The organism is Variovorax paradoxus (assembly GCF_022009635.1).
In the GTDB taxonomy this organism is placed as follows: domain Bacteria; phylum Pseudomonadota; class Gammaproteobacteria; order Burkholderiales; family Burkholderiaceae_C; genus Variovorax.
Window position 1 is genome coordinate 1,060,516 of the sequence record NZ_CP091716.1, and the last position, 22,477, is coordinate 1,082,992.

General features: G+C 69.8%; 25 protein-coding genes. 8 read left to right on the forward strand and 17 right to left on the reverse strand.

The window, feature by feature from the left end; all coding sequences use genetic code 11:
- Positions 1-32 precede the first annotated feature (32 nt).
- Complete coding sequence (locus tag L3V85_RS05195) at positions 33-293, forward strand: hypothetical protein (protein ID WP_237678339.1); 261 nt, start codon at positions 33-35, stop codon at positions 291-293.
- A gap of 33 nt (positions 294-326) precedes the next feature.
- Here the strand turns inward: L3V85_RS05195 and L3V85_RS05200 are convergent, their stop codons facing one another.
- The 4 genes from L3V85_RS05200 to L3V85_RS05215 form a co-directional block, all read right to left on the reverse strand.
- Positions 327-962: a YceI family protein gene (locus L3V85_RS05200; protein ID WP_237678340.1), complete on the reverse strand. Its 636-nt coding sequence runs from the start codon at positions 960-962 to the stop codon at positions 327-329.
- Between the two features lie 58 nt (positions 963-1,020).
- Entirely contained in the window at positions 1,021-1,602 is a 582-nt protein-coding gene (locus L3V85_RS05205) for a YceI family protein (protein ID WP_237678341.1), read from the reverse strand.
- Positions 1,599-2,192 carry a cytochrome b gene (locus tag L3V85_RS05210; RefSeq protein ID WP_237678342.1) on the reverse strand — a complete coding sequence of 198 codons (594 nt, stop codon included), beginning with the start codon at positions 2,190-2,192 and terminating at the stop codon, positions 1,599-1,601. Before L3V85_RS05210 ends, L3V85_RS05205 begins: the two co-directional genes overlap by 4 nt.
- A 99-nt stretch (positions 2,193-2,291) precedes the next feature.
- Positions 2,292-4,085, reverse strand: coding sequence for an ATP-binding response regulator (locus L3V85_RS05215; RefSeq protein WP_237678343.1), 1,794 nt, complete (start codon positions 4,083-4,085; stop codon positions 2,292-2,294).
- 82 nt (positions 4,086-4,167) lie between these two features.
- Between L3V85_RS05215 and L3V85_RS05220 the strand changes: the two genes are divergently transcribed.
- The gene (locus L3V85_RS05220) at positions 4,168-5,397 is read left to right on the forward strand and encodes a THUMP domain-containing class I SAM-dependent RNA methyltransferase (protein WP_237678344.1); all 1,230 of its coding nucleotides are present in this window, start codon (positions 4,168-4,170) and stop codon (positions 5,395-5,397) included.
- Here L3V85_RS05220 and L3V85_RS05225 read toward each other — a convergent pair.
- Positions 5,383-5,886 (reverse strand): surface-adhesin E family protein, encoded by a 504-nt coding sequence (locus L3V85_RS05225; RefSeq protein WP_237678345.1) that lies wholly within the window; start codon positions 5,884-5,886, stop codon positions 5,383-5,385. The genes L3V85_RS05220 and L3V85_RS05225 overlap by 15 nt on opposite strands.
- Before the next feature lie 118 nt (positions 5,887-6,004).
- Between L3V85_RS05225 and L3V85_RS05230 the strand changes: the two genes are divergently transcribed.
- Complete coding sequence (locus tag L3V85_RS05230) at positions 6,005-6,433, forward strand: putative toxin-antitoxin system toxin component, PIN family (protein WP_237678346.1); 429 nt, start codon at positions 6,005-6,007, stop codon at positions 6,431-6,433.
- 176 nt (positions 6,434-6,609) lie between these two features.
- On the opposite strand, the gene L3V85_RS05235 is transcribed toward L3V85_RS05230, so the two are convergent.
- Together L3V85_RS05235 and L3V85_RS05240 are read right to left on the reverse strand one after the other, a co-directional pair.
- Positions 6,610-7,527: a hypothetical protein gene (locus L3V85_RS05235; RefSeq protein ID WP_237678347.1), complete on the reverse strand. Its 918-nt coding sequence runs from the start codon at positions 7,525-7,527 to the stop codon at positions 6,610-6,612.
- Positions 7,524-9,221, reverse strand: coding sequence for an FMN-binding glutamate synthase family protein (locus tag L3V85_RS05240; protein WP_237678348.1), 1,698 nt, complete (start codon positions 9,219-9,221; stop codon positions 7,524-7,526). Before L3V85_RS05240 ends, L3V85_RS05235 begins: the two co-directional genes overlap by 4 nt.
- A gap of 55 nt (positions 9,222-9,276) precedes the next feature.
- Between L3V85_RS05240 and L3V85_RS05245 the strand changes: the two genes are divergently transcribed.
- Positions 9,277-10,062: a UPF0149 family protein gene (locus L3V85_RS05245; RefSeq protein WP_237678349.1), complete on the forward strand. Its 786-nt coding sequence runs from the start codon at positions 9,277-9,279 to the stop codon at positions 10,060-10,062.
- Between the two features lie 46 nt (positions 10,063-10,108).
- Positions 10,109-11,296: an MFS transporter gene (locus L3V85_RS05250; protein WP_237680494.1), complete on the forward strand. Its 1,188-nt coding sequence runs from the start codon at positions 10,109-10,111 to the stop codon at positions 11,294-11,296.
- On the opposite strand, the gene L3V85_RS05255 is transcribed toward L3V85_RS05250, so the two are convergent.
- The 4 genes from L3V85_RS05255 to L3V85_RS05270 all read right to left on the reverse strand — a co-directional run bounded on the left by L3V85_RS05255 (position 11,286) and on the right by L3V85_RS05270 (position 13,250).
- Entirely contained in the window at positions 11,286-11,606 is a 321-nt protein-coding gene (locus tag L3V85_RS05255; protein ID WP_237678350.1) for a GNAT family N-acetyltransferase, read from the reverse strand. The genes L3V85_RS05250 and L3V85_RS05255 overlap by 11 nt on opposite strands.
- Positions 11,603-12,097: a nuclear transport factor 2 family protein gene (locus tag L3V85_RS05260; protein WP_237678351.1), complete on the reverse strand. Its 495-nt coding sequence runs from the start codon at positions 12,095-12,097 to the stop codon at positions 11,603-11,605. The genes L3V85_RS05255 and L3V85_RS05260 overlap by 4 nt, the downstream gene beginning before the upstream one ends.
- Before the next feature lie 65 nt (positions 12,098-12,162).
- Positions 12,163-12,672, reverse strand: coding sequence for a CinA family protein (locus L3V85_RS05265; protein ID WP_237678352.1), 510 nt, complete (start codon positions 12,670-12,672; stop codon positions 12,163-12,165).
- A 50-nt stretch (positions 12,673-12,722) separates the two neighbouring features.
- The gene (locus L3V85_RS05270) at positions 12,723-13,250 is read right to left on the reverse strand and encodes a phosphatidylglycerophosphatase A family protein (protein WP_237680495.1); all 528 of its coding nucleotides are present in this window, start codon (positions 13,248-13,250) and stop codon (positions 12,723-12,725) included.
- Between the two features lie 184 nt (positions 13,251-13,434).
- Here L3V85_RS05270 and L3V85_RS05275 point away from each other — a divergent pair, with 184 nt between their 5' ends.
- Positions 13,435-14,886 (forward strand): MFS transporter, encoded by a 1,452-nt coding sequence (locus L3V85_RS05275; RefSeq protein WP_237678353.1) that lies wholly within the window; start codon positions 13,435-13,437, stop codon positions 14,884-14,886.
- Between the two features lie 7 nt (positions 14,887-14,893).
- Here the strand turns inward: L3V85_RS05275 and L3V85_RS05280 are convergent, their stop codons facing one another.
- On the reverse strand, positions 14,894-16,606 hold the full coding sequence (locus L3V85_RS05280) for an FAD-dependent oxidoreductase (RefSeq protein WP_237678354.1): 1,713 nt from the start codon (positions 16,604-16,606) through the stop codon (positions 14,894-14,896).
- 28 nt (positions 16,607-16,634) lie between these two features.
- Positions 16,635-17,654 carry a Bug family tripartite tricarboxylate transporter substrate binding protein gene (locus L3V85_RS05285; protein ID WP_237678355.1) on the reverse strand — a complete coding sequence of 340 codons (1,020 nt, stop codon included), beginning with the start codon at positions 17,652-17,654 and terminating at the stop codon, positions 16,635-16,637.
- Between the two features lie 98 nt (positions 17,655-17,752).
- Between L3V85_RS05285 and L3V85_RS05290 the strand changes: the two genes are divergently transcribed.
- Together L3V85_RS05290 and L3V85_RS05295 are read left to right on the forward strand one after the other, a co-directional pair.
- Complete coding sequence (locus L3V85_RS05290) at positions 17,753-18,649, forward strand: LysR family transcriptional regulator (RefSeq protein ID WP_237678356.1); 897 nt, start codon at positions 17,753-17,755, stop codon at positions 18,647-18,649.
- 64 nt (positions 18,650-18,713) lie between these two features.
- Positions 18,714-19,394: a DUF3053 domain-containing protein gene (locus tag L3V85_RS05295; RefSeq protein WP_237678357.1), complete on the forward strand. Its 681-nt coding sequence runs from the start codon at positions 18,714-18,716 to the stop codon at positions 19,392-19,394.
- Positions 19,395-19,415: 21 nt separating this feature from the next.
- Here the strand turns inward: L3V85_RS05295 and thiL are convergent, their stop codons facing one another.
- From thiL to phnF, 4 genes are read right to left on the reverse strand one after another with little or no spacing between them, the layout of a single operon-like run.
- The gene (gene thiL / locus L3V85_RS05300; RefSeq protein ID WP_237678358.1) at positions 19,416-20,372 is read right to left on the reverse strand and encodes a thiamine-phosphate kinase; all 957 of its coding nucleotides are present in this window, start codon (positions 20,370-20,372) and stop codon (positions 19,416-19,418) included.
- A complete protein-coding gene (phnN, locus tag L3V85_RS05305; protein WP_237678359.1) occupies positions 20,354-20,947 on the reverse strand; it encodes a phosphonate metabolism protein/1,5-bisphosphokinase (PRPP-forming) PhnN in 594 nt (197 codons plus the stop codon). The genes thiL and phnN overlap by 19 nt, the downstream gene beginning before the upstream one ends.
- Positions 20,944-21,678, reverse strand: a complete 735-nt coding sequence (locus tag L3V85_RS05310) for a DUF1045 domain-containing protein (RefSeq protein ID WP_237678360.1) — start codon at positions 21,676-21,678, stop codon at positions 20,944-20,946. Before L3V85_RS05310 ends, phnN begins: the two co-directional genes overlap by 4 nt.
- Complete coding sequence (gene phnF, locus L3V85_RS05315) at positions 21,671-22,426, reverse strand: phosphonate metabolism transcriptional regulator PhnF (protein WP_237678361.1); 756 nt, start codon at positions 22,424-22,426, stop codon at positions 21,671-21,673. The genes L3V85_RS05310 and phnF overlap by 8 nt, the downstream gene beginning before the upstream one ends.
- Positions 22,427-22,477 lie beyond the last annotated feature (51 nt).

Here is a 22,477-nt window from a genome sequence, read left to right on the forward strand (position 1 = left end):
ATTTTGTGTACCGACTTCCGCGGTGCACAAAGATGAAAAATCTCTACCTCCTGATCATTTGGGCGTTGATCTTGTCGTTTTTGCTGAGCTTCTTCTACTGGAGCGATGCACCGCTGGCCGAACAACTGTTGTTCGGTGCGGTGATGACTGTCGCGATGGGCGCCTGGATGCTGGTATTGCTGAATCTTCCGCGTGCAGTGATGGCGGCCCGCAACTGGCTGAAATCCCCCAAGAACGATAGCGAGGAGCCGCTGGCCGCGAGCAGCAGCCCCCGCAAGACCATCGTCAGGTAGGCCGGCAGGGCCAGCCAGTGGCGCCGGAAGCGCCTACGGCTGGACGTTGACCGCCTCCACCTGCACCAGCAGCTTCACCTTGTTCTCGAAGCCGAAGTTCAGTCCCCAGGTAATTCCCCAGTCGCTGCGTTCCACCGTGGTCTCGAAGTCGCCGCCGCACACCTGGCGGTTGATCAGCGGGCTCAGGTAGCAGTTGAAGCGCACCGCCTTCAGCGTCACCGGTTTCGTCTGCCCCATCAGCGTGAGCGTGCCCGGCACGTCGACCACCTTGTCCCCGCTGAAATCGATGCGCTCGGCCACGAAGCGGCCGGTCGGGAATTCCGCCACGTTGAAGAAGTCCTTGCTCTGCACATGACGGTTGAGCAGGTCGACGCCGGTGTTGATGGAGCTGATGTCCATCGTGATGTCGACCTTGCCGCTGGTGCCGGTGCCGTCGATCTGCACCGAGCCGTCCTTGGTGCTGAAGCGCCCCCGGTTGGTGGTGGTGCCGTAGTGGCCCATCTCGTACATCACGAAGGTGTGCGTCGGGTCGACCACGTAGTTCGCATTCTTCTTCGGCCCGCCGGCGGGCTTCACTGCCACCGGCGGCGCCGTGTATTCCTGCGCCGTGGCTGCGGTGGAAAAGGCCGCGGCCGACAACAGGGCGGCAAGGATGAGCGTCGTCTTCATGGCGGAGGCTGGGTGTGTCATGAACGTGGGAGTGTGAGCAGCGCGGCCCGGTGATTCTTCAAAGCGGCCCGAGGCCCGCGATGGTGAGCTTGAAGCGCACCTGCACTTCGTTGGCGACCATCGAGGTGTCGGTCCATTCGCCGTCGCCGATCTTGTAGTCGAGCCGCTGGATCGTAAGGCTTCCGGTCGCGACCGCCTGGTTGCCGCCGGCGGGGGCGATGCCGACCGGCACCGTCACCGATTTCGCCGTGCCCTTGATGGTGAGCTTGCCCGTCATCTCGAACTTGCCGTCGCCCAGCGCCTTGATCGCGCTCGACTGGAAGGTGGCCTGCGGAAAGTGCGCGGCGTCGAACCACGGCGCCTTGGGCAGTTCGGCGTCGCTCATCGGAATGCCGAAACCGGCGCTGGCGGTGTCGATGCGCAGCACGACGCTCCCGCCCTCGGGCTTCTTCGGGTCGAACGCGACCTGGGCGTCGAACTTCTTGAACGTGCCTTCCACCGGCACGCCCATCTGCTTGCTGACGAACACGATCTGGCTCTTGTCGGCGATCAGCTTCGCGGCCGGCGGCTCGGTGGCGGCCATGCCCGGCGCGAGCATTGCCAGCAAGGCGAGGGGAATGAAAAGATAGCGGCGCTTCATCCGGCGGATTCCTTGCGTGGCGCGGGCCACATGCGTTTCAACAGACCGTCGCGGTCGATCCAGTGGTGCTTGAGCGCCGCCGCCACATGCAGCAGCGTGACGCCCGCCAGCGTGAAGGCGCAGCCCTTGTGCAGCGGCTGCAGCACCGCTTCGGCAAAGGGTTGGTCGACCGGCATGAAATCGGGCAGCGGCAGCGCGCCGAACCACACCACCGGCACGCCCATCGACGAGCTGTAGGCCCAACCCGAGAGCGGCACCGCGAAGAACAGCAGGTACATCAGCGCGTGGCCCGTGCGGTAGGCCGCGAGCTGCCACGCCGGCGTCGCGGCCGGCAGTGGCGGCGGCCGGTGTCCGAGCCGCCACGCCAGCCGCAGCGCCGACAGCAGCAGGATGGTGACGCCGGCCCACTTGTGCCAGCTGTAGAGCTTCAGGCGCAGGGGCGAGAACGGCAGCCCGGTCATGTAGAGACCGACGCCGAGCGAGGCCGCGATGAGGGCCGCGAGCAGCCAGTGCAGGGCGATGGCGACGCCGCCATAGCGCAGGTTGCGCGGATCGGCGGCAGGGGAAGGAAGAGAAGTGTCGGCGGACATCGGGGCAGGACCGGCGGCCTGTGCGCGGAGCATATATCGGAAGCAGTGACACCGTTGCACGGCCCGTGCCAGCGGCGCCAGGGGCCGCGTGGGACTGCTTCAGCCCCGCGGCAACGCCTTCAGCAGCACGCCGTGCAGCTCGTCCGGCTGCACCGGCTTGCGCAGTGCGTGCCAGCCGCGCTCCAGCGCCAGCCGCTGGGTGGCCTCGTTGATGTCGGCCGAGATCAGCACGATGGTGAGCGAGGGCTTCTGCCGCTGCAGCCGCTCGGCCAGCGCGATGCCGTCGAGCGCGCCGGGCAGGCGGATGTCGCACAGCGCCGCGTCGAGCGCGTGCAGGTCGGCCAGCGCCAGCGCCTCGGCCGCGCTGGCGTAGACGCGCGGGGCCACGCCCCATTGCCGCAGCAGCGCCAGCAGGCTGTCGGCCACCACCGCGTTGTCTTCCACCACCAGCACGGCCAGCCCGGACGGCAGCGCGTGCGACGCGCCGGTGCCGGCCTGCGGCAGGGGCCGAATGCGCGCCACCGCCGCGCCCTCCGGCGCCGCCGGCAGCTCGAAGCTGAACACCGAGCCCCGGCCCGGCGCGGAGCGCAGCGCCACCTCGATGCCCAGCTGCGCCGCCAGCCGCCGCACGATCGCCAGGCCCAGCCCGTGGCCGCGCTGCAGGTTGCGCTCCACGTTGCCGATCTGCTCGAAGTCGTTGAACACCCGCTCCTGCGCGTCCGCCGGAATGCCGATGCCGCTGTCGCGCACCTCGATGCGCCAGGCGCGGCCGGACTCGCGCTCGCGTGTCCGCACCGCCAGCAGCACGCGCCCGCGCGGCGTGAACTTGACCGCGTTGTCCACCAGGTTGGCCAGCACGCGGCGCAGCGACACCGTGTCGGTCCAGGCGACCGCATTGGTCGGGCAGCGCACGCCCACGCGGCCATTGCCCGCCTGCCGCGCCAGTTCCTGCAGCAGCGGGGCCAGCGCCACCGCCTCGGGCCTGAGCGGATCGACCGCGGCCTCGATTCGGCCGATTTCGAGCAACTGATTGGTCAGCCCCTCGAGCGCCTGTTGCGCGCGCGCGAGCGAGGCCACGGTGTGCTGCACCGCGTGCGTGTCGGCGCCGCTTTCCAGTTGCTGGCGCAGCACCTCGGCCTGCAGGCCGATGGCCATCACCGGCTGGCGCAGGTCGTGGTTGGCGGCCGAGAAAAAGCGCAGCCGCTCGGCCTGCGCCTGCTCGGACGCGCGCAGCCCGGCCAGCGCCTGCTCGCGCAGCGTGCGCTCGTTGAGCCGCAGGCCGATGTTTTCCTCGAGCTGGCGGGAGCGCTCGGCCACCAGCTTCCACATCATCGCGGTCAGGCCGATGCCGATGACGGCCACCGCCACCATCTCCGGCGCGCCCATCCACAGGCCCGTGACGATCACCGGCGCCAGCAGCAGCGTGATCGCCAGTTGCGTGGCCGGCGTGTAGAACGACACAGAGAAGGCCGACGACAGCGTCATGCCCATGAGGATCAGGCCCAGCAGCAGTTGCTGGTCGGCGCGCGCGGGATTGAACAGCAGCACCCCCGCCAGCCCGTGCGCCAGCTCCCAGATGCCGGTGCGCAGCGTGTGCAGGCGCTGCGCCGCGCGCAGCGTGACCGGGGTGAAGGGCTCCGGCAGGCGCTGCGGGAAGAAGCCGCGCAGCGCCGTCACCATGGTGATCAGCACAATCCACACCAGCGCGCGCGCCAGCGAGTACTGCCAGGCGAAAAGCGCCGCCACGCCGCAGTTGAGCAGGTACTGCACCAGCAGCACCGGGCCGATGGGCCGCACCGACAGCCGCAGCACCTCGCATTCGATCGCGAAACGGTCGCTTCCGGCGGCGGCCGGCGCGACGGGTGCTGTCGGTGGGACGAGGATGGGGTTCATCGGCGAATCGACTATATAGAGAAGGGCCGTGACAAGGCGACAATGGAGTCCCCTAGTCGGGCTTCCCGATGGCCAACTTTCAGTGAACGATCTTTCCTTTTTCCTGCCTTGCGCCGCCGGCGTCGAGGAATTCCTTGCCCAGGAGGTGCACGCCCTGACCGGCCGAGCCGGGCAAGACCTGCTCACGCTGCGCGGCGGCGTGCGGGTGCGCGCCGACTGGCGCGACGCCCTCAAGCTCAACCTGCACAGCCGGCTCGCGCAGCGCGTGCTGGTCGAACTGGCCCATGCGCCCTACCGCAGCGAGAACGACCTCTACGCCATCGCCAACGGCGTGGCCTGGGAGATCTGGTTCACGCCGAAGCAGACCTTCAAGATCGAGACCACGGCCCAGCACAGCCCGCTGCAGAGCCTGAACTTCGCCACCCTGCGCATCAAGGACGCCATTGCCGACCGCTTCCGCGCCAAGGCCAACGGCGTGCGCCCGAGCATCGAGACCCAGTGGCCCGACTGCCGCGTGTTCGCCCACCTGACCACCGACACCTGCACGCTGTACATCGACACCTCTGGCGAGCCGCTGTTCAAGCGCGGCTGGCGCCAGGACAAGGGCGATGCCCCGCTGAAGGAAACCCTGGCCGCCGCCATGCTGGCCGCCAGCGGCTGGTGGAACCCCGAAACCGGCGAAGTGTCGGCCCAGCCGCTGTACGACCCCTGCTGCGGCAGCGGCACCATCGCCATCGAGGCGGCGCAGATCGCGCGCGGCATCCCGGCCGGGTCGCTGCGGCGCTTCGGCTTCGAGAAGCTGCTGCCGTTCCAGGCGCATGTGTGGACCGCCATCAAGAAAGAGGCCGAGGCCGGCGTGGCGGACAACGGCGTCGCCATCTTCGGCTCCGATGTGTCGCACCGCATGGTCGACTTTGCCGAGCGCAACGCCGAACGCGCGGGCGTGGCGCAGGCCGTCGAGTTCCGCGGCGGCGACGCCCTGCAGCGCATGCCGCCGGTCGAGGCCGGCGTCATCATGCTCAACCCGCCGTACGGCGAGCGCATCGAGGTGGGCGGCGTGGCCGGCACCGGCCGCTCGGGCGCCCGCGAATCGGCACAGACCGAGCAGGGCGACGGCGGGGAGTTCTTTCCCCAGCTCGCCGCCCACTGGAAGAAAAACTACGCCGGCTGGACTGCCTGGGTGCTCACGCCCGATTTGAAGCTCCCCAAGCAGATGCGCCTGAAGGAATCGCGCCGCGTGCCGATGTGGAACGGCCCGATCGAATGCCGGCTGTTCCGCTTCGACATGGTCGCGGGCTCAGCGCGGAAGTGAATCTCCGGCGCCCTCGGGCCTGGGCGCTTCCTTGGGCTGCTGTTGCTGCTGCTGATCTTTCGGCGGCTCCTTCGGCCGCACCGCGCAGGCGGCATTGACAGTGCGCGCGGCCAGCTCGCGCGGCGCGCCGGGCAGGGTCACCGGGCGCACATCGCCTTCCTCGAAATGCTTCACCAGCACCGGGTCGCCCACGAAATTGGGCTCTGCGAAGTAGCTTGCGCTCACATAGCGGGCACTGCGGGCGTCGCAATCGACGTTGGCAAGGGCCTGGAACGAGCGGAACCGGACGCCGTCGCGGTTGATGCGGTCCGCCTGCATGTTCATGCGCAGCGCCACGATGCGGTGCGTGCCGTCCACCTCGATGCTGGTCGGATCGACCTGCACATAGCTGCTGGTGGCGTCCCCGGGCGTGCCCGTGAGGGTCAGCCACTCGGCCCGGACACCCGCCGAGGCGAGCAGGACAAGGCAAAGCAGCGGTATTCGTTTCATGAAGAAGGGCGTGTCGAAGGGAGGGCGTATGCCGGGCGGAATTCTCGCGTACCGAGCCGACGCGGGCCTGACGCCGACCCCGCATGGTGCAACATCGGCCTTATTCCCTGAACATTCCATGACGTTGACAGAACCCGGCCCCGTCGTCATCGACACCAACATCGCACTCGACCTGCTGGTCTTCGAAGACCCTGCCTGGGGCCCCCTGACCGAGCGGCTGGCCGCGGGCCAACTGCGCTGGCTGGCCACGGCCGCCATGCGCGTCGAACTCGAGCGCGTGCTGGGCTACCCGCTGATCGCCAGGCGCATGGCGCAACGGGAACTGCAGGTGCCGACGGTGCTGGCCGATTTCGACGCGCGCGTGCGCATGGTGGAGGGCGTGCCGCCGCGCGCGCCCTGCGTGTGCAGCGACCCCGACGACCAGGTGTTCATCGACCTGGCCGTGGCGCACGGCGCCCTGCTGCTGAGCAAGGACAAGGCGGTGCTGTCGATGAAGAAGCGGCTGGCCCTGCGCGGCGTGGCGGTGCAGGCGGCGTTCGCGGCCTAGCGGCTTCTGTCCGTAAGCCTGCTAATCCCCCTCAGGCAGTGGTATGAAATGAGCTGGGCCCGGTGCTTCGATGACGTGTCCGACGCTTATGTTCTTTCTCTCGCTATACAGGCTCTTTGCGCCATCGCTGGCGGCTGGCTCGGCTACCGACTGTCTCGTGGCAAGCGCCGCAGCGGCTAGTTCTGCAGTACAGCCGGGGCCGCCAGGTGCCACCGCCCCAGCAGCCGCGCCACAGCCCGCACGCGCTGCGTATCTCGCCCCCAGCGCCGGCTGGCCGGCAGCTTCTGCGCCCACTTCATGCGGCGCGCCGCGTTCGCGATGCGCTCGCGCACTTCATCGCTCACGCCGGCCAGCGCCGCATGCCAGTGCTGCCCCGCGGCCTGGGGCGCTGCTGCTTCGAGCATCATGGCCGTCGAGTGCAGGTAGCTCAGCCAGTCGCGCGCCTGGCATTCCGCCAGCGTCATGACTTCGGCCGGGTCGTCCTCGAAGTCGATGTAGCCGATCACCCCGTCGGGGCATTGCACGAGGTTGCGGTCGAAGGCCTGGCTCAGGTGCTGGCCGCGCACATGCACTGCGGCGATGGCGGCCAGGCCCTCGCGCCACACCGCCAACAGCGCTGCGGGGCCGGCGGCGGCGGCCTGGTCGAGGCGCTCCTGCAGCACCACGGTCGCGCGGCCGCTTTCGCCGAGGTCGGAGATCAGCAGGCCGTCCGCCTGCTGGGCCAGCACGGCCGGCACGCGCAGGCCGGCCGCCGCCAGCGTCTTCAGGCGCCGGGCCTCGGTCGCGATGGCTGCTTCGCCGCCGGGGTTGGGCACCGGCTTGATGATGTCCAGCCGCGCCATGCGGGCCACGGCGGCCATCACGCGGTAGCCCCATTTGCCGTGCCGCGGGCCGGCCTTCTTGAGCCACACGCGTTCGCTGCCGAAGCGGTGGCTGGCCACGTTCTTTTCCTGTCGGGGCAGGGTGATGCGCAAAAACTCGGCGTAGTCGCCGGGAGCCGGCGTGCGCGCAAGCGCATCGAGGGGCGCGGGCGCCGAAGCTGCGCCCTTGCGCGATTGCAGGCGCGCGTTCGCGCCTCGTTTCAGTGGATTCATGCGGCCATTGCGAAGCCCGTCACCAGCCCTTGCGGGCCCTGCGTCACGGGCTGGAAACTCTCTGCACTGGCCAGCGGCCAGTAAGTGCGAAAAACATTGTGCTGCGCGTCGAGCGGGCCGAGCAGGGCGCCGGGCTGCACCTGCATCACCAGGTTGCTCAACAGGCGCACTTCGGTGTCGGAAATGCGGCGCACGATGTGGTGCGCGGTGATCTGCTGCGGATGGTCGAGGCCGGCGGCCTGCACCAGTTCCTGCAGCGCATGCAGCGTGCTGCGGTGGAAGTTACGCACGCGGTCGGCCTTGGTCGGCACCACCAGCGCCTGCTGGCGCACCGGGTCCTGCGTGGTCACGCCCGTGGGGCAGTGGCCGGTATGGCAGCTCTGTGCCTGGATGCAGCCCAGCGCCATCATGAAGCCGCGCGCCGCGTTGCACCAGTCGGCGCCCAGCGCCATCATGCGGGCCACGTCGAAGGCGGTGATCACCTTGGCGGCGCAGCCGATCTTGATGCGGTGCCGCAGGTTGACGCCCACCAGCGTGTTGTGCACCAGCAGCAGGCCCTCCTGCAGCGGTGCGCCCACGTGGTCGCTGAACTCGACCGGCGCAGCGCCGGTGCCGCCCTCGGCGCCGTCGACGACGATGAAGTCGGGCGTGATGCCGGTGGCCTGCATCGCCTTGACGATGCCGAACCATTCCCACGGGTGGCCCAGGCAGAACTTGAAGCCGGTCGGCTTGCCGCCCGAGAGTTCGCGCAGCCTGGCGACGAAATGCATCATTTCGGTCGGCGTGGAAAACGCGCTGTGCGAGGAGGGCGAGATGCAGTCCACGCCCACCGGCACGCCGCGCGCCGCCGCGATCTCGGGCGTGACCTTGGGCGCCGGCAGCACGCCGCCGTGCCCGGGCTTGGCGCCCTGGCTCAGCTTGATCTCGATCATCTTCACCTGCGGGTCGCGTGCATTGGCGGTGAAGCGTTCTTCGCTGAAGGTGCCGTCGTCGTTGCGGCAGCCGAAGTAGCCCGAGCCGATTTCCCAGATCAGGTCGCCGCCGTGCACACGGTGGTGCTGCGAAATCGAGCCCTCGCCGGTGTCGTGCGCGAAACCGCCCATCTTGGCGCCCTGGTTGAGCGCGAGGATGGCGTTGGCCGAGAGCGCGCCGAAGCTCATGGCCGAGATGTTGAACACGCTGGCGCTGTACGGCTGGGTACAAACCTGGGCCAGGTTCGCGTCGGCCGGCTGCTGCGTGCCGCCGATCACGATGCGGAAATCGTGGTTCGCGAGCTTGGTGGGCTGCATCGAGTGGTTGATCCACTCGTAGCCGGCGGCGGTCACGTCGAGCTGCGTGCCGAAGGGGCGGTTGTCGGGGTCTCCCTTGGCGCGCTGGTACACCAGCGAGCGCTGGGCGCGCGAGAAGGGCGCGGCTTCCGAGTCGCTCTCGATGAAGTACTGCCGCATCTCTGGCCGGATGAATTCCAGCAGAAAGCGCAGGTGGCCGATGACCGGGTAGTTGCGCAGGATGGCGTGGCGGGTCTGGCGCAGGTCGTGTATGCCGGTACCGGAAAGTACCGCAAAGACGGCCACGCCGATCCAGGCGAGCCACAGATGCGGCGAGACCAGCACGAAGGCAAGGCACGCCACCAGACCGACCACGCACAGGGCGAAGGCGCTGTAGCGCGTCGGAAACGGAATAATCGTGGGCATAGAAATAGTGTCGACCGGAGCCTGCTGCATCATAGAGGGCTGTCCCGACCTTGCCATGACGACCATTCCCGACCCCACACCGGCCGCTTCGGCCACCCCCGCACCCCTCGGCCCCGACGATTTCGACGCCCTCGACCAGGCGCTCGACGCCATGCGCGAACACGACGAGGAAATTCCCCAGTGGGAGTTCTGCGAGGGCTTCATGGCCGCGCTGATCTGCACCCGCCGCCCCATCATGCCTTCCGAGTACTGGCCCGTGCTGCTGGGCGACAGCTTCTCGTCGGCCAAGCACATGGAGTTCGTCTGGAACTGGAAGCGCCGCTGGATCGAGATCGAGGAAGGCCTCGACGCCCCCGTCGAGACGCTCGACGACGAGCGCAGCTGGCAGCCCGAGGTGCTCGACACCCGCGGCGCCATCGCCTCGCTGCCCGAGGAAGAACGCGCCGAAGTCGCCGGCGAGGCCATTCCCTCGTTCGCCCAGGTTTGGGCGCTGGGCTTCATGTACGCGGTCGAGAACTGGCCCGAAGACTGGGCCGCGCCGCGCGACAAGGATGCCGCGCAGATGCTGAACGACGCGCTCGACAACATCGTCGCCCTGACCGAGGACGACAACGCCAAGCCCACGGTCTCGATGTACAGCGAAGACGGCCCGCCCAGCGTGAGCCAGCAGCGGCTGGACGATTTCGGCGCCGCCATCTGGGCCGTTTACGACCTGCGCCAGCTCTGGAAGAGCTTGGGCCCGAAGGCCGAGACGATCCGCAAGGAAGCCACGCCGGGCCGCAACGACCCGTGCCCCTGCGGCAGCGGAAAAAAATACAAGAAGTGCCACGGTGCCACCTGACAGCGGCACTGGCAAAGCACCCCTGACGCCCCGCGCGGCATGGGCCATGGTCCTGGCGCTGTGCGCCGGGGTCGCGCTGAGCCAGGCGTTCCGCACGGTCGGCGCCATCATGGCGAGTCCGCTGCAGGCCGACTTCAGGCTGTCGGCCCAGGCCCTCGGGATTTTCTCGGGGGCTTTTCATTTTGCGTTCGGTGCGATGCAGCTGTTCATGGGCATCGGCATCGACCTGCACGGCGTGCGGCGCACGGTGCTGGTGGCGTTCCCCATCGCCATCGCGGGCGCGCTGTTGTCGGCGGTAGCGCCCAACTACCTCGTGCTGGTGGCGGGGCAGGCGCTGATCGGCGTCGGCTGCGCGCCGGCCTTCCTGGTGTGCACCGTGTTCATCGCGCGGCACTTTCCGGCGGCGCGCTTCGCCACCGTGTCGGGCATGGTGCTGGCCATCGGCGGGCTGGGCATGCTGGCCACCGGCACGCCGCTGGCGTGGCTGGTGCAGGCCTATTCATGGCGCGCGGGCTTCCTGGTGCTGGCCGTGGCGGCCGCGCTGGCCTGGCTCGCCATCTGGTATTGGGTGCACGAGCCCGCTGCGGCCGTGCCGCAGGTGAAGGAATCGATCCCCGAGGCCATCCGCCAGTTCGGCGCGCTGTTCGCGATGCCGCACACGCTCGGCATCGTGGTGCTGGGCGCGGTTACTTATGCGGCCTTCATCTCGCTGCGCGGCCTGTGGCTGGGCCCGCTCATGATGGGGCGGCACGGCTATTCGCTGGTGGAAAGCGGCAACGTCGCGGTGGCGGTGTCGGTGATCTCGCTGTTCGGCGCGCCGCTGTTCGGCCGGCTCGACCGCGACGGTGCGGGCCGCCGCCGCTGGATCGTGATCTGCGGGCTCGGCTATGCGGGGCTCTTCGCGCTCATCGCGGTGCTGCACTCGGCCTGGCTCGACATCGCGGGCATGGTGCTGATCGGCGTGCTCTCGGGTTTCATCGTCTGGCAGTACGCCGACGTGCGCGGCGCCTACCCCGCCACGCTCACTGGCCGTGCGATGGCCGTGTTCACGATGGCGATGTTCCTCGGCGTCGCGCTCATGCAGTGGGGCACCGGGGTCGCCGCATCGGTGGCGTCGGCGCACGGCGGCGACCCGCTGACGGCCGTGCTGGCGACCATCGCCGTGCTGCTGGTGATCGGCATCGCGGCCTTCGCGTGGCTGCCCGCGCCGAAGGCCGGCGAAATCAGATCTTGAAAGCGCGCTGGATGTCCGGCCGCACGAGGTCTGCGTATTCGCGGTGCTTGCGGATGTAGCCCGCGATGAACTGGCACACCGGAATCACATGCAACCCCTTCGCGCGCGCCTCGTCAAGCACGTGCCGCGCAATGCCGGAGCCCACGCCCTTGCCTTCATGCTCGGGCAGCACCTCGGTGTGGGTGAACATGATGGCGTCGGTCAGCAGGTTGTATTCGGCATAGGCCGCGAGCTTGCCGTCCAGCGCGGCTTCGTAGCGGTGCTGCGCTTCGTTGTTCGAGAAGACGAGGGCGGTGGCGTTGTCGGTCATGGTTGGCGGGCCAGGTAGGTTGCGAGATTGGCGGCGGCGGTGGCGCGCACCTTCTTGCGCAGCGCGGGCGTCCAGCCCAGCAGCAGGCCCGGCGCGCCGAGCGCCTGGCGCGACCAGGTCCAGAACGGGAAGCTGTCTCGGTGCGTGGCGATCAGGCCGTCGGGCGTGAAGGTGAAGCGCGCGTCGATGCTGTTGTCGACGATGCGGCCGGTGGCGCTGAAGCGGTAGTGCGCGTCCCAGTGGGCGCTGCCGCTGCGCTCGTCGGCCTGCACGTCGCGCCAGGTCAGGCGCCACACGTCGGCGCCCTTGGCCTGCGTGGCGCTCGCCAGCATGCGCCACATGCCGCCCACCTGGCGCCGCCCGCGCAGCGAGAAAGCCTCGTCGTCGAACGCGGCATCGGGCGCGTAGCAGGCCTCCATGGTCGGCGCGTCGAGCTTGGCGAACGCGCTGTAGAAGCGCTCGATGGTCTGGGCATTGGTGGCTGCGGTCATGAGGCCTCTTGTCTGGGATGTTGCGGGCCGCGAAATCATAGCCAGCCGGGCGGCCGGGGCCGCCGCTAAGGCGCGGACAGCAGCTCGACCAGCGTCTGCAGCGCGTAGTGCACCGTGGCCGCGCGCACCGTGGCGCGGTCGCCGTCGAAGCGGCGGCGCTCGGTGCGCACCTGGCCGTCGACCGACCAGCCGAACCACACCGTGCCCACCGGCTTGTCCGGCGTGCCGCCGGTCGGGCCCGCCACGCCGGTCACGGCCAGCGCCACGCGCGACGGCGCCGAGTGCGCGATGGCGCCCACGGCCATGGCACGCGCCACCGGCTCGCTGACCGCGCCGTTGGCGGCGATCAGCGCGGCGTCCACGCCCAGGATCTCGGTCTTGGCCTCGTTCGAATACGTGATGAAGCCGCGCTCGAACCATGCGCTGGAGCCCGCAAGCTCGGTGCAGGCCGCGCCGATCAGGCCGCCCGTGCAGCTTTCGGCGGTGGCCAGCATCCAGCCCTTTTTCTGCAGCAGGCCGGCCGCGGCCACGACCAGCGCGGGGGTGTCGAGGTCCGCGAGCGTTGTTGTCGCCATCGTTGTTGCTGTCGTCGTGGTCGAAGAAGAGTCCATCGCTTTCACCATGCTTACCAGGCGCGCCACAGCGCAATGACCAGCAGCGTGCAGAAGGCCGCCACCAGGTCGTCGAGGATGATGCCGAAGCCCGCGCGCCACCAGCGCACCTGTGCCGCATCGCGCTGCTTGAACAGCGCATCGGCCCAGGCCACCGGGCCGGGCTTGGCGGCGTCGAAATAGCGGAACAGCGCAAAGGCCACGGCCTGCGCCAGCAGCCCGGCCGGCGTCACCAGCCAGAGCACGATCCAGAAGGCGACCACCTCGTCCCACACCACGGCGCCGGGGTCGGCGACGTTCATGTCGCGCGCGGTCACGGTGCAGGCCCACCAGCCCACCGGCAGCGCCGCCAGGATGATCCAGCCGATGGTCGCGGGCGTGAACCACAGCTGCATCACCGCGAAGGCCACCCAGGCCCACAGCGTGCCCACGGTGCCGGGCGCGAAGCGCGGCAGGCCCGAGCCGAAGCCCAGCGCGATGAAGTGCGCGGGGTGGGAGAGCATGAAGCGCAGCGTGGCGCGGCGCATCGAGGGCACGGGCATGGCGCCGGACGGGGAGGCGGTGAAAGAAGAAGAGGAAGAAGCGGTTTGCATCAGGGGCAGGAGTGTCGCGCATCTGCGGCGCGGCCTTCGCGCCGACGATTTTATTTATCAAAGCAATAGCTTGTTTAATTGAGATGCGCGGCCTACCATCCAGGCTTCTTCCAGACCCTCGCATCCTTTTTCCATGTCTTCCTCTTCAGCCGCCTTGCGTCCTCCTCCGCCTACCGCCGGATGGGGCGAACTCTTCAGCGGCCGCAACGGCTGGCGCGCGCTCGCGCTGACCGGCGGTGTCGCGCTGCATGCCATCAATGTCCACATCGTGACCACCGTGCTGCCGTCGGTGGTGCGCGAGATCGGCGGCCTCGACTGGTACGCCTGGAGCACCACGCTTTTCGTGGTCGGCTCGATCCTGGGCGCCACGCTGTCGGTGCGGCTGCTGGCGGTGCTCGGCCCGCGCGGCGCATGCCTTGCGGCGCTGGCGGTGTTCAGCGCCGGCTCCATCGGCTGCGCGCTGGCGCCGGCCATGCCGTGGATGCTCGCGGGCCGCACGGTGCAGGGGCTCGGCGGCGGCTTGCTCGCGGCGCTGAGCTACGGGCTGATCCAGCTGGTGTTCGAGCAGCGGCTGTGGCCGCGCGCGGTGGCGCTGGTGTCGGGCATGTGGGGCGTCGCCACGCTGTGCGGGCCGGCCGTGGGCGGCCTCTTCGCGCAGGCCGGGCACTGGCGCTGGGCCTTCTGGTTCCTGCTGCCGGTGGCGGCCGCGCAGGCCGTGCTGGTGCTGGTGCAGCTGCGGCCCTCGGCCGGCGTGACGCACACGCGGCCCGCCACCATGCCGCGCGTGCCGGGTCCGCAGATCGGGCTGCTCGCCGCCTCGGTGCTGGTGATCGCGGCCAGCGGGTTGCTGTCCGACCTGCTCTGGCAGGCCGTCGGCGTGCTGTTGGGTCTGGCCATCGGCTTTGCCGCCACACGCATCGACCGCGATGCCGTGGTGCGCGTGCTGCCGACTGGCGCGTATTCGATGCGCGCGCCGCTCGGCGCCATTTACGCCAGCGTGGCGCTGCTGCTGATCGGCACCACCACCGAAATCTTCGTGCCGTATTTCCTGCAACTGCTGCACGGCCACTCGCCGCTCGCGGCGGGCTACCTCACGGCGGCGATGGCCGGCGGGTGGAGCGCGGGCTCGCTGCTGTCCTCGGGCCGCAGCGGCGCCGGGGCCGACCGCATGCTGCGCGCAGGACCGGTGATCTGCACGCTGGGGCTGATGGCGCTGGCGTGGCTGCTGCCGTCGCCGGGCGTGTTCGGCGCGGGCCTGGAGACCCTGGTCGTCGCGGTTGCGCTGGCGGCCGTGGGCCTCGGCGTGGGCATCGGCTGGCCGCACCTGCTGACGCGCGTGATGTCGCTGGCGCCCAAGGGCGAGGAAGGCCTGGCCTCGGCCTCGATCACCACGGTGCAGCTCTACGGCATGGCCGTGGGCGCTGCGGTGGCGGGGCTTGTGGCGAATGCGGCGGGGCTCACCACGCCGGGCGGCGTGGAGGGCGCGCGCTCGGCGTCGGTCTGGCTGTTCGCGAGCTTCGCGCTCGCACCGGCGCTGGCCGTGTGGCTGGCCTACCGGGCCGTGGCTGCCAGGCGCGGCTGGTGAACGACTCTCAGGCGACCACGCCTTCCCAGGCCAGGGCCCGACGGCGCGACAGTATCCGGCGGCCCTCGCCGCGCAGCATGCCCACCAAGTCGTAGACCTCGGCCGGCAGGTGCGCACCGCGCCAGGCCACGTGCTGATCGGCGCGGCACAACACCAGGCGGTGGGTGTAGGCGCGAGGAACTTCTTCGGTCTCGATGTCCAGCACGGTGAGCGGCATGCTGTAGGCCGCCGCGGCGCGCTCCAGCGGCCGCACGTCGACGCTGCGGTCGAAGCGCAGCATCGTGTAGCCCGGCCCGAAGGCGTCGTACAGCGAGCGGCCGTCGGACAACCAGAAGTGCGGCGCGCGGCAGCCCGGCACGGTGGAGGGCGTGAACTCGCCCATCGAATAGGCCGGCGCCGTGTGCTCGCCGTCGGCGACGATGATCGGCGAGCCGCTGTAGAAGTAGCCGAAGTTCAGCCCGGCGCAGCAGAACTGCTGCACGTTCAGGTCGTAGGCCTCGCTGCCGATCTCGGCGCGCAGCGCGTCGCCGGCGCGGCCCGGCTCCTCGATGTTCGGCGGCACCGCGCGGCGCGCGCGGATCATCTTCTGCGCATGGTCCATCGCGAAGCGCGAGACCTGCTCGGTGATCGGCAGGCGTTCGGCCTCGTAGGCGTCGAGCATGGCTTCGTCGCCCCAGCCCTGCACCACGGCGCCCAGCAGCCACGAAAGGTTCAGCGCGTCGGCGATGCCGGCGTTCATGCCGTAGCCCGCGTACGGCACCCACAGGTGGGCCGCGTCGCCGGCCAGGAACACGCGCCCTTCGCGGAAGCGGTTGGACACGAGGCGGCGGCCGACCCAGTCTTCCTTGCTGATGATCTCGTACTCGAAGTCGGGCCCCACGCCGAGGATGGCGCGCAGCGAGGCGTCGCGGTCGACCGAATCGAACTCGGGCTCTTCGGCGTTCAGGTGGTTGTGCACCAGCCAGGTCTCCTGGCCGTCGATGGCGAACATCGTGCCGCAGCGGCGCGGGTTCATCGCGTAGTAAGACCACGCCGGCTTGCCGGGCAGCATGGCGCGCAGCCGCGGCGCGCGGATGAAGGTCGACTGCACGCGCTGGATCACCGCCGTGCCCTCGAGCTTGGCGCCGATCTGCTTGCGCACGCCCGAAGCGCCGCCGTCGCAGCCCACCATGTAGCGGCAGCGGATGGAGCGGGTGACGCCGCTGTCCATGTCGGTGGCGATCGCGGTCACGCCGTCGTGGTCCTGCGTGAAGCCCGCGAACTGCGTGCGGTTCAGCAGCTGCACGCCCGGCAGCGCCGCCGTGTGCTTCAGCAGGATGGGCTCCAGGTAGATCTGGTTGATGCGGTGCGGCGGCTCCGGCGTGGGCCACCAGCCGTCGGGGCCCGAGGTGTCTGTGTAGCGGTCGCGCCGGCACGGGATCGGAATGCGCGTGAGTTCGGTGCCGGTCACGGTGGTGCGGAACACCACGTCGTTCGGATAGTCGGCCGGCAGCCCCGCATCGCGCAGCTTCCGGGCCACGCCCAGGCGGCGGAACTGCTCCATCGTGCGCGAGGCCACGTGGTTGCACTTCACGTTCGGCGGTTCGGCGAAGCGGCGGGTCTCGCAGATGACCACGGAGACGCCGCGCGAGGCGAGGTCCATGGCCAGCGTGAGCCCCACGGGGCCCGCGCCGACGATCATCACGTCGGCTGTCAGAGCTGCTGCGGTGTGGTCGGTCATGTTCACTGGAAAAGAAAAGGCTTGTGTGTCAGTCGAGCCGGATGTGGGCGGTCTGGATCACCTTGGCCCACTTCTTCGTCTCGGATTGGATGTACGCCTCGAAGGCCTCGCTCGAGGCCGGCGCGGGCTCGGCGCCCAGGTTGCGCATCGAGGCCTTGATCTGCTCGTCGCCCAGGGCGGCGTTGATCTCGGCGTTGAGCCGCGCCACGATGGGCGCGGGCGTGCCGGCCGGCGCCACCACGCCGAACCAGCCGGTCGAGTCGTAGCCGGGCAGCCCGGCCTCGGCCACCGTGGGCACGTCGGGCAGCATGGGCACGCGCTGCGCGCTCGTCACCGCGAAGGCGACCAGCTTGCCGGCCTTGATCTGCTGCAGCGAAGCCGGCAGGTCGACCAGCGCGAGCGGAATCTGCCCCGCGATGGCGTCGAGCGCCGCCGGGCCCGAGCCGCGGTAGGGCACCTCGACCAGCTTCACGTCGGCCATCTGCGCGAAGAGGGCCGCCGACAGGTGCATGGCCGTGCCGTTACCGCCGTGCCCGATCGACAGCGTGCCCGGCCTGGCCTTGGCCAGCGCGATGAGTTCGCGCAGCGTGCGCGCCTGGATGGAAGGGTGTCCCACGATCACGAAAGGCGTGGCCGCGACCATCGCCACCGGCTTGAAGTCCTTCACCGGGTCGAAGGGCATCTGCGGATAGAGGCTCACGTTGGCGGTCAGCGCGCCGGCCGCGCCCAGGCCCAGCGTGTAGCCGTCGGCCGGTGTCTTGGCCACCAGCGACAGGCCGACATTGCCGCCCGCGCCGGGACGGTTGTCGACCACCACCGGCTGGCCCAGCTTCTCGTTCAGGCGCGGCACCAGCATGCGTATCACCGCGTCGGCGCTGCCGCCGGGCGGAAAGGTCACGACCATGCGGATCGGCTTGTTGGGAAAGTCTCCGGTGACAGACGTTGCCGGCGCTTGCGCGAAGGCCGCACTGCCCAGCAGGCCGCAGGCGGCCGTCAGCATCAACTGCCGACGTAGCGCACTGGGCCCGCGGGCGAGAGGTGCTGTCATCGAAATTCCTTGGGTGCGATGGGTGTCCGGCATGGATTGAACGATGGCAGGATTCATCGGTAAATCAAGAAATTTCGAATCAAATATCATCTTTGCTGATGAATGCGAACTTCAGTCCTACGATTCGTCAACTGCGTGCATTCCTCGCTGTTTACCAGCTGCGCAAGCTCAGCACGGCGGCTCAGCGGCTGTTCGTCACGCAGTCGGCGGTGAGCATGCTGATCCGCCAACTCGAGGACGGGCTGGACACGCGCCTGTTCGACCGCACCACCCGTTCGCTCAAGCCGACCGCGGCGGCCGAGCAGATGATGGTCACGGTCGAGCGCATCCTGCGCGACGTCGATTCGCTCTCGGCCGACTTCCGCGAACTGGCCGCGCTGGAGCGCGGTCGCGTCACGCTGGCCATCACGCCCACGCTCGCCGGCTTCCTGCTGCCCGACGCGATCCGCGCGTTCGCCGAAAAGCATCCGGGCGTGCGCGTGCTGGTGAACGACTGCGCGCCCGACCAGTTCATCTCGCGCATCATCGGCGAGCATGTGGACTTCGGCATCGGCACGCCCGAGCGTCCCGGCGCCGAGGTGGAAGTGCAACGCTTCATGCGCGACCACCTGGCGCTGGTCTGCCGCATCGACCATCCGCTGGCCAAGGCCCGCGTGGTGCGCTGGAGCGACCTGGGCGGCCACCCCGTCATCACGGTGCGGCCGGGCTACGGCGTGCGCCCGCTGATCGACGGCACCGCGGCCGACGCGGGCGTGGCGCTCGACGTGGTGAACGAGGTGTCGTTCCTGTCGACCGCCATCTGGATGACCGCCGCCGGAATGGGCGCGTCGATCATGCCCTCGGCCTTCGCGCGCGCCGAAGCCGATCCGTCGCTGGTCATCAAGATCCTGAGCGCGCCGCGCGTGGCGCGCGATATTTCCATCGTCACCAAGCGCGGCCACTCGCTCTCGGCAGCGGCGCGCGCCTTCATCGAGGCATTGAAGCGCTCCCTATAATTTTTTTCCGATAACAACAGAGAGGGCCTTGCCCGTGAGAACTTTCATTCGACGTCTCGGGGCCATGTCGCTCCTGCTCGCCTTCAGCTTCGCACTGGTGGCCTGTGGCAACAAGGAGGCCGAACAGCGCAAGGCCTTCATCTCGTTCCTGCAGACCCGCGTGCTCGACAAGCCCGGCCTGCGCGTGCCGGTGCCCACGGCGGAAGAAAAAGCCTCGTTCGGCGACTACGCGCAGCACTATGCGGTGATCACCGATTTCAACGAAGGCATGAACCAGTCGGTGAGCAAGCCGATGGGCGAAGTCATGGCCAAGGGCGCGCTGCGCTCCGTTGCCGACCTGGCCTCGCGCCGCGACGACCTCAAGGCCGCGAAGGACGGCCTCAACGGCCTGCGCACCGCGCTCGACCGGCAGACCGCCAAGGCCGACGCCGCGCATGCGCAGCTCAAGCAGCCCGACGACCTGAAGCAGGTCTACGACAAGGCATACGAAAAAACCGTGACAGTGCCCGCCGCCACCTTCAGGGAAGTGTTCCCGGCGCTGGACAACGTGTTCGACAGCGCGCTGGCCGTCGGTGCGTTCATCGACCAGAACAAGTCGAAGATCCAGGTCGTGGGTTCGAGCGTCACCGTGACCGACGCCGCGGTGCAGGCCGAACTCAACAAGATGCTGCAGCAGCTCAACGGCCAGTCGAGCGCCATCAACGCCGCGCAGCAGAAGATGCTGGCGATGGTGCGCGGCTCCTGAGCGGAACTGCGCACCCCCGCGTCAGACGAAGTGGTCGAACGAGCCGAAGCGCTGCGACACCGGCGCGCCGGCCGCATCGACGATGCGCAGGCCGGCGTCGGCCTCGATGCGACCGATGCGCGCCACGGGCGTCGCGCTGCTGAGGCCCGCTTGCTCGACCGCGGCGCGCGCTGAAGGCGGTGCGGTGAAGACCAGTTCGTAGTCGTCGCCGCCCGAGAGCGCGCAGGTGCGCAGGATGGCGGTGCTCAGGCCCGGCGCCTCGGCGGCGATCAGGGCCGTGGCCGCATCGGCGTCCAGCGTGGCGCCGACATTGCTCGACGCGAGGATGTGGCCCAGGTCGCCGATCAACCCGTCGCTCACGTCCACCGCCGAAGACGCGATGCCGCGCAGCGCCTGCCCCAGCGCCACGCGCGGCGTGGGTTGTTCCATGCGTGCGCGCGCCGACTCGAAGGCCTCGGCCGACAGCGACACCGTACCGCGGAACACCTCCAGCGCCAGGCGTGCGTCGCCCAGCGTGCCGCTGACCCAGACGTCGTCGCCGGCCCGCGCGCCGGAGCGCAGCAGCGCCGCGCCGGCAGGCACTTCGCCGAACACCGTGATGCAGATGTTGAGCGGGCCGCGCGTGGTGTCGCCGCCCACCAGCTCGCAGCCGTGCGCGTCGGCCAGCGCGAACAGGCCGCGCGAGAAGCCTTCGAGCCAGGGCTCGTCGACACCGGGCAGCGCCAGCGCCAGCGTGAAGGCCAGCGGCTTCGCGCCGCAGGCGGCCAGGTCGCTGAGGTTCACCGCCAGCGCCTTGTGGCCCAGCCGCGCCGGATCGACGGTCGAGAGAAAGTGCCGGCCCTCGACCAGCATGTCGGAGGACACCGCGAGCTGCATGCCCGCGGCGGGCGCGAGCAAGGCGCAGTCGTCGCCCACGCCGAGCGGGGAGCGCGTGGCGGGGCGCTTGAAGTAGCGTGTGATCAGGTCGAATTCACCCATGGAGCGAGCATAAGCGGTGCGCGGCCCGTGTCGATCTGCAGCGCGCGGACCAGTTGGGCGCCCGCGTCCGCGAGGGTGTGCTCGTTGTGGATCTCGATGGCGGCCAGCCCCGGCGGTATGCGGAAATCGAGCGCGCGGCGCACGCGCGCCTCCACCATCTCGGCCGACTCCCGCCCCCGCGCCATCAGCCGGCGGCGCAGCGTGTCGACGCTGGCCGTGACGTGGACGACCGTCATGTCGGGAAAGCGTCGCGCGGCCTCGGGCAGGTAGGCGCGCGATCCGTTGACGACCACGACGCCGCCCGCGCGCGGCGGCGACAGCTCGGCATGGCGCACGCCGTAGCAGAGCCCGTTGGCCTCCCAGTCGAGCCCGAAGGCGCCGGCTTCGCGCAGTTGCAGGAAGCCCGGCACGTCGATGCTGTCGTGCTGTTCGCCGTCGGCCGTCGCGGGGCGCGTGATGGTGCGGCGCGCGAAAGTCACGCCCGCCTCCTGCGGCAGGTGGTTCCTCAGCCAGTCGAGCAGGCTGTCCTTGCCGGCACCCGAAGGGCCGGCGACGTACACCAGGCGGCCGCTCACAGGCCCAGCTCCATCTGCGCGAGGCACACGAAGTCGGCGCCCGGCGAGGGTTCGGCGAAAAGGCTGATGGCCTCGAAGCGCGGCGGGGGCAACGCCAGCAACGGCGCGAAGTGCCGTTGCGCCGCCGCCTCCAGTGCCGCCACAACTGCAGGCTCGACGCCGCGCAGCGAGCCGGTCAGCGACATGTGGAAGCGGAACCGGTCCAGCACGAAGGGGTAGCCCCAGCGCAGCAGCAGCGCGTCTTCCTCGGGCGTGAGCCCGGCCGCGCGGCGCCGTTGGAGCTCGGCGGGCGAGAGCGGCTCGGCAAAGGCGTGCAGCCCTGTCACGCAGGCATCGGCCACCGCGCGCAAGGCGGTGCTCGGCCCGGCGGGCACGAGCGCCAGGAAATCGTCGAGCAGCGCGACCTTCAGCGCCGGCATGTCGAAAGGCTTCCAGGCCTGGCAGAGCATGCGCAGGCCGGCGCGCAGGCCCGATGCCTCGATCTGCGGGCGCAGCGTGAAGGGGGCGGTGAGCGTCGCATGCCAGCCGTAGCGCCGGGGCGCGGCCATGAGCCTGCGCAGCTGCTCGGGCGGCACGCCGTCGATGTCGGACTGCGGCCATGTGCGCCCGCTCGCCGCGCAGCGGCCCAGCCAGCGGCTGCCGGCTTCCCACCAGTCGCTTTCGACCGGCGGCGCGAAGTAGGCCGCATAGCGGTGCGCCCGGCCGGGCTCCGCGGCGTGGCGTTCATTCATCGTGGGTCACCGTCAGCGTGATGCGGTCGCCGGCGAACCAGGTGCGCGCGTATTCGATGGGCACGGCGGCGGTGTCGACGTTGACGCTCTCGACGAAGAGCACCGGCCGGCTCACCGGCTGGCGCAGGTGGGCGGCCACCGTGGGCTCGGGCATCTGCGCGGTGATGCGGCTGTCGCGCCGCGTGTAGTCGTCGACGCCGTGGGCCGCGAAGCCGGCGGTGATGGAGCCGGTCTCGCGCACCACCGCTTCGAGCCCGGCGAAGCGCGGCAGCGGAAAGAGGCGCTCGCTGAAGTGCAGCGGCTGGCCTTCGGCATCGCCGACGACGTTCAGGCACAGCAGCGAGCTGCGCGCCGGCACGTCCAGCACGCGGGCCTGCGCGGCCGTGGCGCGCACCGTGCTGGCGGCCACCACGTGCAGCGCGCCGCGAAGACCGGCCAGCGCCATGCGCTGGTGATGGCGCGGGCGCTTGACCAGCGCCAGGTCCATGGCGAACTCCTCGACGTAGGTGCCGCTGCCCTGCGTGACGCGCAGCAGGCCCTGGCTCGTGAGGTCGGCCAGCGAGCGGCGGATGGTGTGTCGATTGACGCCGAACTGCTCTGCCAGTGCGTGCTCGGAGGGCAGCCGCTGCCCCGGGGGATAGACGCCGCGCGCGATGGCGTCGGCGATGTCGGCGGCGATGCGGGTCCAGAAACTGTCGCGTGGGGAACGGGCCGGAAGCGATGCGGGAGAGCTTGTTGTGCTTGTCATGAACTTGTCTTGGGCGCTATCTAAGCTCGCGCCGGTTGTCGAATTTGTCTA